The following is a 12,276-nucleotide window of genomic DNA, read 5'->3' on the forward strand; positions in this document are numbered from 1 at the left end:
AACAGATGCCCTCCACCGTCCGCCGGTGGTCATTCCACGGACGGCCGCCCTTCGCGCCCCCACGCGGCATCAACGGCTCAATCCGCGCCCACATCTCGTCACTGAACTGAGGACTCCTGGTCACAAAGACAACCCTGACCCAAACCACCCAAATCAGTTACGCGACACGCCCTAGCCGGGGACGCGGGCCAGCAGCGGCAGCGTGCCGTCGGTGAGCACCATCAGGGTCGCGATGGTGATCATCACCCGCGCCATGACGAAGCGGTGCCGGTCGACCTCCTGGGACGGCAGCGGCAGCAGGGTCTCGGCGAGCTGGCGCGAGCGCCAGATGTCGTAGCCGAAGGCCTGCAACCCGCCGTGGTCGTCGGCGAACCGGTTGGACGCCATCGTCGTGTCGGGCACGAAGTTGACCACGACCAGGCACTCGCGATGGCCGCCCTCGAGCACCGAGACGCTGTTAGGGGGCGAGCCGGTCGAGCAGGTCGAGGATCTCGCCGCGGTCGGCGAAGTAGGTGTCCTCACGGGCGCGCAGCATGAGGGCTGCCCCGAGCACGCGCAGGTAGTTGTCGCGGTCGAAGCTCGCGCCCATGAGCGTGCGGACGAGGCGCTTGTGGTCGTCGACCAGGTCGGGGTCGGTCATGACGGTGACCACCGTGTCGAGGCCGTCGATGGCGCCGCAGCCGATGCCGTCGGTGTGGTCGAGCCGGTCGTCGCGGTGGCCGCCGGGCGCGAGGCCGTGGCGGAGGTAGGAGTGGATCATCGTCTCGGCGTCGTTGAGGGGCATCTTCGGCAGGGTGGGATCCATGGACACGCGACGCATGGAACGGTTGGGCCTCGACACCTCGGTCATCGGCATGGGCTGCTGGCAGATCGGGGGCAGCTGGGGTGAGGTCCCCGAGTCGGACGCCCTGGCCACCCTCCACGCCGCCGCGGACGCCGGCGTCACTTTCTTCGACACCGCCGACGTGTACGGCAACGGCCGCAGCGAGCAGCTGGTCGGCCGGTTCCGTCGTGAGCGCCCGGCCGGGTCGGTGTTCGTGGCCACGAAGATGGGACGCCGCGCCGACCCCCACGTGGCGGGCGCGTACACCCTCGACAACTTCCGCGCCTGGAACGACCGGAGCCGTGCCAACCTGGGGATGGACACCCTCGACCTGGTGCAGCTGCACTGCCCGCCGTCACCGGTGTTCACGACCCAGGCGACCTACGACGCGCTCGACACGATGGTGGCCGAGGGCCGGATGCGCGCCTACGGCGTCAGCGTCGAGCGGTGCGACGAGGCGTTGGCCGCCATCGAGCGACCCAACGTCGCCAGCGTGCAGATCATCCTCAACGCGTTCCGGCTGAAGCTGCTCGAGGAGGTCCTCCCGGCCGCCGTCGCCGCGGGCGTGGGGATCATCGCCCGCGTCCCCCTCGCGAGCGGCCTGCTCTCGGGGCGCTACACCGCGGACACGGAGTTCGCTGTCGACGACCACCGCTCGTACAACCGGGAGGGCGCCTCGTTCGACAAGGGCGAGACGTTCTCGGGGGTGCCCTACGACGTCGGCATCGCTGCGGCGCAGGAGTTCGCCGGCCTGGTGCCCGAGGGCGTGACGCCTGCGCAGTTCGCCCTGCGCTGGATCGTCGACACCCCCGGGGTCAGCGTCGTCATCCCGGGTGCGCGCAACGCCGAGCAGGCGAGGGCCAACGCTGCCGCCGGCTCGCTGCCCCCGCTGTCGGCCTCCCAGCGGGACGCCGTGGCCGCGCTGTACGACCGACGCATCCGGGAGCACGTGCACGCGTCCTGGTGACCTTGGGCCGTTCCTCCTCGCGCAAGGCGTGGGCAGGGCAAGCTGGAGGCAGACCTGCAGCAGTGTGGGCGCCCGGCGTGCTCTGCTGCCCCAGCCTGACGAGAGGACCGGCCATGAAGGCACTCCAGTTCCACGGCAAGCAAGACGTTCGGGTCGAGGACGTACCCGAGCCCAGCCCCCAGCCCGGTGAGGTGAAGCTGCGCAACGCCTACTCGGGCATCTGCGGGTCAGACCTGCACATCTACTTCGCGCCCGAGGCGAGCGGCATGGACTTTTCGAAGCCCCACCCGTTGACCGGCGCGACGCTCCCCCAGATCCTGGGCCACGAGTTCGCCGGGACGGTCGCCGAAGTGGGCGAGGGCGTCACCGGCGTCGAGGTCGGCGACAAGGCCGCGGTGTGGGGCGTCTACTCCTGCGGTGAGTGCCGCGCCTGCAAGCTCGGGTTGCCGAACGCGTGCGAGAAGATCTCGTTCCACGGCGTCTACTCCCACGGTGGGGGCATGGCCGAGTACACGACGGTCACGGCCGACCGCTTGCACAAGCTCCCCGACAACGTCGACCTGAAGATGGGTGCACTCGTCGAGCCGATGGCCGTGGCCTGGCACGCGGTGAAGGTGTCCGAGGCGCAGCCGGGCGCGACCGCCCTGGTCGTGGGCGCGGGACCCATCGGCATCGGCACCTACTTCGCCCTGCGCGCGAACGGCATCGACAAGGTGATCGTGTCGGAGCCCTCGGCCGAGCGCCGTGCAGCGATCCAGGCGGTGGGGGCGACGCACGTCGTCGACCCGTTGGCCGAGGACCTGGCCGCGGTCATCGCCGAGGTCGCCGGGCCGCAGGGCCTCGACTTCGCCTACGACGCCGCCGGCAACGGCCCCGCCTTCGTGCAGGCCGTGGCGCTGCTCGGTGCGCGCGGGCTCATGACCGTGGTGGCGTTGCACGAGAAGGCGGTGGAGTTCAACCCGACCCTGCTCGTGATGGGCGAGCGGCGCATCTGCGCGACACTGGGCTACCTGCAGGAGGAGTACGACGAGGTCATCGCCGCGATGGCCGAGGGCAAGTACGACTTCACCGGCTGGGTCGAGACCACCGACCTCGCCGGCGTCGCCGATGCCATGGAACGGCTGCGTGCGGGCAAGGCCATGAAGATCCTGGTCGAAGCCGTGTGACACGTAAGGAGTTGGTGGAGCGGGAGGACATTCATGCAGTCCGGGCCGGGGAGCGAGGGCGGACGCCGAGCCACCCTGCTCCGGTCCGGCCGCTGGGTGGTCTTCCCGACGTTCGCCATTGCCGTTGTCCTCGTGGTGCTCGTGGCGGCCCTCGCTTCCATCCCGTCCGGCGAAGGTCTGGTGCGGAGTTGGTGGGGATCCACCGCGCTGGGACTCCTCATGCTGGTCGGGTACGGCGCGGCTGTCGGGTCACTGGGGGCCAGCACCACCGTGCACGCGCGGACGACGCTCGGTCGCCTGGTCGACGCGTTCAGCGCTGAGGGGTGGATCGGACGGTGGCTGACCCCGGAGAGCGAGCGCCGAGCCTGGGCGGCGCTCGCGGTCAAGACCGCAGCCACGTTGGTGCTGGTCGGCTACCTGGTGAGTCAGGGAACGGCGCTGACCGGCTGGGGGCAGTCGGCGATCGTGGCCCTGCTCGTGATCGTGCTCCTGGCGCTGGAGTCCTTCGTCCCGTTCAGCGACCTGCGCCAGGGGGCGGGCCTCGCAGGGCGGCTCCGGGTGAGCATCACATCGGCCATGGCTGCCGTTGGCGTACTGGTCGCCATCTCCCTCCTCCTGCTGGCGCTTCTTCGGCCCCTGACACTGGTGGGGATCTCCTGGTGGTTCTGGCGGCCCTGTTCGCGCCAGAGCCGGTCGCTCACGGGGTGGGTCGGATCATCACGGTGACGTCGTGCGGCGTTGTGGCGGCCTGGGCCTGGGCGCAGGGCCCCACCCTCGGCCTGCCGCCAACGACGCTCAACCCCCTCGGCATCTCCGTGGTGGCGATCATTGTGGTCTTCCTCGGTGCTGTCGTGGCCCAGGTCTTCCTCGCCCTGCGGGCCCGGCAGTGGGGGTTTCCGGTCTTGGTGTTCGCGGTCGCCGTTGGGCCCCTCGCAAACGTGGTCACGCACGAGCGCGCCGGAGTCGTCCCGGTGAACCTCCTCGTCCTCCCGGCACTGGCGCTCGCCCTTCTGCTGGGACGCCGGGTCAGAAGGCGGCTGGTCGAGCCCGGGGAGGTGATCCGGTGGAGCGTCCTGAGCCTGATCGCAATCGACGACCCGGCTGCGGCCACTCTGGCAACGGGCCCTATGAAGGCGGGCCTGCTCGGCGGACCGGAACGTGACCACGCCTGATGGCAAGAGGACGCCCGAGTGTCCAGATGTTAGGTGTTTAGGTGTCGAGTTGTTAGATAGAACACCGTCCGAATGTTAGGGTGAATGGGTGGAATATCGGCGCAGGATCGTGGACGGGACCCTCGACGAACTCTTCCCTCACCTGGCGGCGATCGCCCTCGAGGGCGCCAAAGGGGTGGGCAAGACCGCGACCGCCACCCAGCGGGTGGCCACGGTGTTGTCGCTGACCAACCCCAACGAGCGAACGGCCGTGTCCAGCCATCTGGACCTGGTCACCGACGTTCCCGGCCCGGTCCTGATCGACGAGTGGCAACTCGAACCCGACGTGTGGGATCGAGTGCGGCGTGCGGTCGACGACGACCCCACCGGTGGCCGCTTCCTACTCGCGGGTTCGGCCGGGGTGGCGCCCGGTGTGCGGGTGCACTCCGGGGCGGGGCGGATCGTGAGCCTGACGATGCGGCCACTGGCGTTCAGCGAGCGGGGCTTGGCCGAACCGTCCGTGTCCTTGCGGGACATGCTCGCCGGCGTCCGGCCCGCGATCACCGGGACCTCCCCCATCGACCTGCCCGGCTACACCGACGAAATCCTCCGCTCAGGGTTCCCCGGGATCCGCGACCTGCCCGAACAGGCCCGACAGGTCCAACTCGACAGCTACCTCACCCGCATCGTCGAGCGAGAACTGCCCGACAGCGGGGTGAACGTGCGGCGTCCCGCAGCGCTCCGAGCGTGGCTGGCCGCGTATGCTGCGGCGACCGCGACCGACGCCGCCTTCGCCACGATCCTGGCCGCCGCCACACCAGGCGAGGGCGACAAGCCGGCCCGGCAGACCGCCGACATCTACCGCCAGCACCTACAACGGATCTTCCTTCTCGACCCGATCGAGGCCTGGACGCCGGCGTTCGCCCCCCTGAAGCGACTCACCCACTCCCCCAAGCACCACCTGGTCGACCCCGCCCTGGCCGCCCGCCTCGTCGGCGTCGGCAAGACAGGACTCCTCCGAGGACAAGGAAACCGCGTCCACGCAGCCACCGGCACCTGGCTGGGGGCACTGTTCGAGTCATTGGCCGCCCAATCGGTTCGCGTCTACGCCGAAGCAGCCGACGCCCACATCGGACACCTACGCACCAAGAACACCGACCACGAAATCGACCTGATCGTCGAGGCGCCCGACCGCTCCACGGTCGCGATCGAGGTCAAACTCACCGACACCATCAGACCCGCCGACGTCGAACACCTCAACTGGCTCAGCGGACAACTCGGCGACCGCCTCGTCGATCGGATGATCATCTACACCGGCCGACACGCCTACCGCCGCCCCGACGGCATCGCCGTCGTCCCGCTCGCACTCCTCGGACCCTGACCACCCGCCTACCGATTGGCGTCACCCAATCCACAGGCCGATGGCACGGCGTTCACCCACCTACCCGATGGTCGTGAGCGCTCAACTGTGCCCAGGTCGACGTCCATCTTCGGGCCTCGCACATCGTCGTCGATCCGGTGTCCGCCAGCATTGCGACTGCTGCAGGAACGCTAGCCAAGCCCCCGCCAGGTATCCCAGCAGGAATGGGCCCGTCACCAGCGCCGCGGTCACCCCTACAGGACTCAAGGCCCTAGGGTACCCAGCCGGGGCATCGTGCGCGGGAGGGACGAAGGTCCGTCGGATCTGACACGCGAGCAACGTTGCAGCGAGCACGCATAGGCTGGGTGCGTGACCCCGCAGAGCGCCCAGACCACGCCCGCCACGACCCAGCCCTGGTGGCGCGAGGCCGTCTTCTACCAGGTGTACCCGCGGTCCTTCGGGGACACGACGGGCGACGGTGTCGGCGACCTCGCCGGCATCACCGCCCGCCTCGACCACGTCGCCTCGCTCGGTGTCGACGCCCTCTGGCTCTCGCCCTTCTACCCGTCGCCGCAAGTCGACGCGGGTTACGACGTCGCCGACTACTGCGACGTCGACCCCATGTTCGGCACGCTCGACGACCTCGACACGCTCGTCGCGGCCGCGCACGCGCGCGACCTGCGCGTGACGATCGACCTCGTCCCCAACCACTGCTCCGACCAGCACCCCTGGTTCCAGGCCGCGCTCGCGGCCGGCCCCGGCAGCCCCGAGCGGGAGCTCTTCCACTTCGTCGACGGACGCGGTGAGCGCGGCGAGCTCCCCCCGAACAACTGGCGTTCCGCGTTCGGCGGACCGTCGTGGACGCGCGTCACCGAGCCCGACGGCACGCCGGGCCAGTGGTACTACCACCTCTTCGCGCCCGAGCAGCCCGACTTCAACTGGGGTCGCCCCGAAGTCCTCGCCGAGTTCGAGCGCATCCTCCGCTTCTGGCTCGACCGCGGTATCGACGGCTTCCGCATCGACGTGTCCGACGCGCTCATCAAGGACACGGCGTGGGAGGACACGCCTGACGGCAACCCGCTCATCCCCAAGGACGACGCGAGCGGAGTCCACGAGATCTACCGGGCGTTCCGCGCCGTCATGGACTCCTACGACGGCGACCGCATGGCCGTTATCGAGACGGGGGCGCCCGACGATGTCGTCGCGCTCTTCCTCCGGCCCGACGAGATGCACCTCGCGTTCAACTTCCGCTTCGTCAAGGCGGGTTGGGACGCGGCCGCGATCCGCGCGGCGGTCGACGACTCGCTCGCGGCGTACGGCGCGGTGGGTGCGCCGACGACGTGGGTGACGGACAACCACGACACGACGCGCTCGGTGACGCGCTACGGCGCGGACGTGCGGCTCGAGGGCGAGTACGTGCCGGGCTCGACGGCCGAGCTCCCGCTCGACGACGCCGCGCTCGCTCGCGGCACGCGCCGCGCTCGCGCGATGGCGGTGCTCCTGCTCGGGCTGCCGGGCGCGGCCTACGTGTATGCGGGGCAGGAACTTGGGCTCCCGGAGGTCGTCGACCTCCCTGCCGAGGTCCTCCAGGACCCGATCGTCGCGCGCTCGGGCGGCACGTCGCGCGGGCGCGACGGCTGCCGCGTGCCGCTGCCGTGGGCGGGCTCGCGGCCGCCGTTCGGCTTCGCGCCCGACGGCACGACGACGTGGCTGCCGCAGCCGGAGGACTGGGCGTCGCTGACGGCGGAGTCCCAGGCCGACGACGACGCCTCGATGCTCGCGCTCTACCGGGCGCTCGGCACGCTCCGGCGTGCCGAGCCCGCGCTGCGGGGCGGTGACGTCGAGTGGCTCGAGCAGACGGCGACGCGCCTCGTGCTGCGCCGGACCCCTGCCGCGGGCGTCGGGGGCCGGGCGCTCACGCTCGTCGTCAACCTCGGTGAGGAGGCGGCGCCGCTGCCCGACGGTGAGCTGCTCCTCGCGACTGCGCCGCTCGTCGGGGGGATGCTCGCGGGCGAGTCTGCGGGTGTCCTCGCCTGACCGCGGGCGGTCGGGCGAATGAGGGTGCTCGGCGACGGGTGACCCACTTCTGTACCGGTTGCTGACCCCCGTGCGCGTTGTCAGACTTCTGAGTGCACGACCCCTGTCCGCTCTGCGCCAGGGAAGGCGGTGCGCCCGGAACGATCCGGTCGCCCTCACACCGAGGAGTCCTGCGCTGGCCGCAGACACGACGACGCACTCGCACCCGACGACGGTGTCGGAGCCGCGCGACGCAGCGGAGGATATCCGCGTCGCCCTGCATCGGCTTAGCTCGTCGGCGCCCGAGGAGTTCTTCAACATCGCCAACGACCTGCGCGCGCTCGGCTGCGACGACGCGGCCGTGCCGTTCTACGAGAAGGCCATCGAGGCGGGTGTCCCCGAGGCCACATACAACCTCGCGCTGCTCCACCACGAGCGTGGCCGCACCGAGATCGCGCGCTCCGGGTTCGTTGCGGCCTCGGAGGCGGGTGACGCCAAGGGTGCGTTCATGGCGGCGCAGATCTTCGAGGCCTGCGGTGACGACGACCGTGCGGCGCTCCACTACGCGCGGGCGCTCGAGCTCCCGGAGACCCCAGTGCGGCTTGCGCGCGTCCTGCGTCGCATCGGCCTCGCACAGGAGGCCGACGACATCGTCGCCGAGTCCGCCGCCATGAGCTGGGAGTCCGCCGTCGAGCACGCGCTGCGCGACGCGACCCCGGTGGCCGAGGGGCTCACGCACCTCGACCACCACTGGTCGCGCGGCGAGACGCGCGTCGCCGTGACGCTTGCGCTGCTCCTCGAGGAGGACGGCCGGGCCGACGACGCCGAGGCGGTGCTCCTCGTCGCCGCCGAGGCCGGTGACGTCCAGGCGCTCACGAACCTCGGCACGCGCTGGCGTGACAACGGCGACCTCGAGGCCGCCCGCCGTGCATGGGTCGACGCGGCGTTGCGCGGTGACGCGCTCGCCCAGCGGCTCCTCGAGCAGCACCCCGCGTGACACGCCCTGTCACGCTCCGTAACGGCCGCGAGGACGATCGGGTGGACAGCGGGCGACGCCAACGAGGTTCCCCACGACCCGGATGTCGTGGGGAATACGTGGGGAACCGTGGGGAATGGGATGCCTCTGGAGGCCACCCGTGTCCATGGGAGTCCACAACTGAGAAGGACCGAAGTCCTTGTCAGAGGGGATTTGATGTAGTCAGGGGACCATACATCGTTGTGCGCGAGAGAGGAGTTGAACTTGTCGTCGGTTTGGGCAGATTGTGGCCCTGACAAGCCCCGATGGTCGCCTTCCCCATGTCGGATGCCTTGAGCGTGGGGAATACGTGGGGATCCATGAACGAGAACCCAGTAATCTCGATGACGGCGGATCAACGAACCACAGCAACGAGGTCCGAGCACCAGAGAACTGTCAAAAGATGGCGGAGGTGCTCAGCACGATTCAAGGAGAACCGGTGGCAGACAAGTTCGACACTCTTCTAGAGCGTCTCGCGCAGTCTGTCGCCGACGACTACGAAGAGGCTCGCACTAACGCCACCGCTGGGAATCCGCAAAGAGCGGGCCACGAAGGCGAGGGCACCTGGACGCGAATATTACGTGACTGGGGGCCTGGGTGGCCGGTAGTCACCCGCAAGTACATTGTCGGCCCCGGTGGCTCCTCGAATGAGGTTGACGTGGTGATCCTCAAACCGGATTACCCTACTCACCTTCACCACGAGCCATCCGTACTTTCGTCCGGGGTAGCCGCAGCCTTCTCCTCGAAGACCACCGCCCGTCGAGCAGACGTCTTTGAGGCCGTGACCCAAAAGCGTCAGCTCCTAGCTGCGGCCGGCCCGGCGGGCTCCAGGAGCCCCCGCGAGATCCTTCAAGGCCCCTTCCCCTTCGGGCTTCTGGCGCACGGAGTGGATGCCAAAGGAAATCGAGCCGAACAGACGAACCGGCTCATCGAGTGGCACGAGGCGGCGTCCGCAGACGCTACCCATCCAAGCGAGGAACTCGACGTCATGCTGGTAGCAACGACATCCCTCCTGAGCAACTATCGCTCCACACTGGCCCCTCGCGGTTCAGAGTGGTGACGGCGCTCACTGAAACTCCCCACTTCTGCTCATCGAGGTTCCCCACCCTGGGTCGCTCCGCCGCATGAGGCGGGCCTCCCTCGATGCTGGTGGTCTCTGACCACACACCAGCCTTCGAGGGAGGCCCGTTGCTCATGCTCTCAGAGAGGAGCAGCGTGGAGATTCACGCTCTGAAAGAACAGGGGTGGACGATCAGCGCGATCGCCCGCCACACCAATCACGACCGCAAGACGATCCGCGCCTACTTGGCCGGCGAACGACAGCCCGGCGTCCGCGTCCAGGCCCGCCCGGACCCGTTCGAGCGGTTCGTCGACTACGTCACCGAACGGCTTCGTGAGGACCCCCACCTTTGGGCACAGACGCTGCTCGACGAGTTGCGTCCACTTGGGTTCAAGGGGTCGTATTCGACGTTGACGCGGCAGATCCGGGCCCGGTCATTGCGACCGGCATGCACGGCGTGTTCGCATGTCACGAAGCGGCCCAACGCGCTCATCGAGCACGCGCCCGGGGAGGAGACCCAGTTCGACTGGCTCGAACTCCCAGACCCACCCGCGTACTGGGGTTTCCCGCACAAGAACGCCTACGTGCTGGTCGGGTCGCTCGCGCACTCCGGGGTTTGGCGGGCAGCGCTGTCCCCGTCGATGGACGTCGCGCACCTGCTCACGGCGATGACCACGCTGCTCGCCCTGCTGGGAGGTCTCACTCGCGTTTGGCGGTTCGACCGGATGCGGACCGTTCTCGATCACCGCACCGGCGACCTCACCCCGATGTTCGCCGCGTTCGCGAAACACCACGGTGTTCAGCCGATCGTCTGCCGGCCCCGCAGCGGGAACCGGAAGGGCGTGGTCGAGAAGAACAACCACACCGCCGCGCAACGCTGGTGGCGGAACCTGCCCGACGAACTCACTGTCGAGCAAGCGCAGGCCAGCCTGAACGCGTTCGCCCAGTCGCAGGATGCCCGCTCGCGGCGCACCAAGGACGGGAAAACGACCGCGGCGGCGATGCTTCATCTCGAGCGGCTCCGCCCGCTGCCGCCGGTCGTGTTCCCGGTGATCGTTACCGAGGAACGCACCGCAACCCGACAGGCACTGATCGACTGGCGCGGGAATCGGTACTCGGTCCCACCGGAGCTCGCCGCCGCGAGAGTCGAGGTTCGCCAGCGGCTCGGGGCCGACACCATCGACATCGCGACCGCGTCGGGGACGGTCATTGCCAGGCATCGGGTCGCCGAGCCCGGGCTCGGGGTCACGATCCGCGACACCGGACACGTCACCTCCCTCGAAGCCATCGCCCTCGCCTCAGCCCCTCCCGGTCGCCCGCACCGACGCAAGGAACGCATCCCACCCGGGCCCGCCGCACTCCGCGCTGCGGCCGTCCTCACCGGCACCGCCGCGGCGCCGGCGACCGTGATTGATCTGGCCGCTTACGAGAAGGCCGCGAAGAACAGGAACACCCTCCGATGACCACCACCAAGAGCAAGACCGCGGCCGCCGTCTACCAGCAGCTGCGCGGACACCTCCTCGACCTGAAGCTCGCCGACGCCGCCGAAGCACTCCCCAAGGTCCTTGATCAGGCGAACGCGGAGGGTTGGACCCTCACCCACGCGCTCGAGCACCTGCTGCGAGTCGAGGTCACCGCGACCGACGCACGCCGCCTCGCCGGCAGGTTCCGGTTTGCGAACCTCCCCACCGGGGCCACCCTCGACGACTTCGACCTCGACCACGCCTCCGGCATAGACCGGTCCCTGCTCGCCGAGCTAGGCACCTGCCGCTATGTCGACACCGCCACCAACGTGCTCCTGATCGGTCCGCCCGGCGTCGGAAAGACACACATCGCCACCGGGCTCGGACACGCCGCAGTCAAGGCCGGTTACCGCACCTACTTCACCTCCGCCGCCGACCTCGCCGCCCGCTGCCACCGCGCCGCGATCGAAGGCAAATGGTCGACGATGATGCGGTTCTTCGCCGGCCCCACGCTCCTCATCATCGACGAGCTCGGCTACCTGCCCCTACCCGGCGAGGCCGCCTCAGCCCTCTTCCAAGTTATCAACCAGCGCTACCTGAAGACCTCGATCGTGATCACCACGAACCGGCCCGTCGGCGCCTGGGGCGACATCCTCGGCGACACCACAGTCGCCGCAGCCATGCTCGACAGGCTCCTCCACCGATCCGTCGTCGTCACGCTCGACGGAGCCTCCTACCGACTCCGCCACCACGCCACCGCAGCCGACGAACTCCGCCGCGCCACAACCGGCACAAACCTGCGCTAGCGTTACCCCCGCGACCTGAGGAACTTCGGTGAGCACCACTGAGGACTTTCGCTGAGCGCCGTCAGTGGCACCCCATGACATCGATAGTGACGCACAAAGAGCACCCAGCCCCAGGCGCCCCTCTCGCCCAGTTCATCTACTGGCTGAACCAGCGTTTGGCCACTCCGGACAGATCCGCGGCGCTCGCGGGCCTGGGTGAGAAGTACGGTGCTGCTGAGGCCAGCGGAACCATGCGTTGGTGGGACATCGGCCTTTATCCAGAGCACATTCGAGAGAACCTACACGTGCTGTTGAACGAGTATGGCCACCCTTTATCCTACTGAGCCTCGATCCGCCGATGCTGTAGGGCGGGTCTGATGGCGAATGCTCCTGTGACAAGCAAGGATAGGACTGCTTAGGTTCCGTTCCAGCTGCTTGACAGGAGCACTCGTAGTGCGAGTCTGCCACAC

12 protein-coding genes are annotated in these 12,276 nt (G+C 69.1%); 10 read left to right on the forward strand and 2 right to left on the reverse strand.

The genetic code is table 11. The annotated features are described in order from the left end of the window. Positions 1-171: 171 nt before the first annotated feature. The gene (locus H5397_RS16285) at positions 172-447 is read right to left on the reverse strand and encodes a hypothetical protein (protein WP_182818732.1); all 276 of its coding nucleotides are present in this window, start codon (positions 445-447) and stop codon (positions 172-174) included. A 10-nt stretch (positions 448-457) separates the two neighbouring features. Continuing rightward, positions 458-805, reverse strand: coding sequence for a hypothetical protein (locus H5397_RS16290; RefSeq protein WP_182818734.1), 348 nt, complete (start codon positions 803-805; stop codon positions 458-460). Between H5397_RS16290 and H5397_RS16295 the strand changes: the two genes are divergently transcribed. The 10 genes from H5397_RS16295 to istB all read left to right on the forward strand — a co-directional run bounded on the left by H5397_RS16295 (position 804) and on the right by istB (position 11,827). After that, the gene (locus tag H5397_RS16295; RefSeq protein ID WP_182818735.1) at positions 804-1,790 is read left to right on the forward strand and encodes an aldo/keto reductase; all 987 of its coding nucleotides are present in this window, start codon (positions 804-806) and stop codon (positions 1,788-1,790) included. The two genes, H5397_RS16290 and H5397_RS16295, sit on opposite strands and share 2 nt — an antisense overlap. Before the next feature lie 113 nt (positions 1,791-1,903). After that, positions 1,904-2,956, forward strand: a complete 1,053-nt coding sequence (locus tag H5397_RS16300) for a 2,3-butanediol dehydrogenase (protein WP_182818736.1) — start codon at positions 1,904-1,906, stop codon at positions 2,954-2,956. 33 nt (positions 2,957-2,989) lie between these two features. Beyond that, positions 2,990-3,682, forward strand: coding sequence for a hypothetical protein (locus tag H5397_RS16305; RefSeq protein WP_182818738.1), 693 nt, complete (start codon positions 2,990-2,992; stop codon positions 3,680-3,682). After that, positions 3,661-4,128 carry a hypothetical protein gene (locus H5397_RS16310; RefSeq protein ID WP_182818740.1) on the forward strand — a complete coding sequence of 156 codons (468 nt, stop codon included), beginning with the start codon at positions 3,661-3,663 and terminating at the stop codon, positions 4,126-4,128. Before H5397_RS16305 ends, H5397_RS16310 begins: the two co-directional genes overlap by 22 nt. A gap of 109 nt (positions 4,129-4,237) precedes the next feature. Continuing rightward, the gene (locus H5397_RS16315) at positions 4,238-5,488 is read left to right on the forward strand and encodes a DUF4143 domain-containing protein (protein ID WP_309224392.1); all 1,251 of its coding nucleotides are present in this window, start codon (positions 4,238-4,240) and stop codon (positions 5,486-5,488) included. 348 nt (positions 5,489-5,836) lie between these two features. Beyond that, positions 5,837-7,504 (forward strand): glycoside hydrolase family 13 protein, encoded by a 1,668-nt coding sequence (locus H5397_RS18985; RefSeq protein WP_182818743.1) that lies wholly within the window; start codon positions 5,837-5,839, stop codon positions 7,502-7,504. A gap of 214 nt (positions 7,505-7,718) precedes the next feature. Next, a complete protein-coding gene (locus H5397_RS16325; protein ID WP_182818745.1) occupies positions 7,719-8,480 on the forward strand; it encodes a tetratricopeptide repeat protein in 762 nt (253 codons plus the stop codon). A gap of 457 nt (positions 8,481-8,937) precedes the next feature. After that, entirely contained in the window at positions 8,938-9,558 is a 621-nt protein-coding gene (locus H5397_RS16330) for a DUF6602 domain-containing protein (protein ID WP_182818747.1), read from the forward strand. Positions 9,559-9,692: 134 nt separating this feature from the next. Then, the gene (gene istA / locus H5397_RS16335) at positions 9,693-11,021 is read left to right on the forward strand and encodes an IS21 family transposase (protein ID WP_182818750.1); all 1,329 of its coding nucleotides are present in this window, start codon (positions 9,693-9,695) and stop codon (positions 11,019-11,021) included. Further along, positions 11,018-11,827 carry an IS21-like element helper ATPase IstB gene (istB, locus tag H5397_RS16340; protein ID WP_182818748.1) on the forward strand — a complete coding sequence of 270 codons (810 nt, stop codon included), beginning with the start codon at positions 11,018-11,020 and terminating at the stop codon, positions 11,825-11,827. The genes istA and istB overlap by 4 nt, the downstream gene beginning before the upstream one ends. Positions 11,828-12,276: the final 449 nt, after the last annotated feature.

Source organism: Propioniciclava sp. MC1683, from assembly GCF_014164675.1.
Lineage (GTDB): Bacteria > Actinomycetota > Actinomycetes > Propionibacteriales > Propionibacteriaceae > Propioniciclava.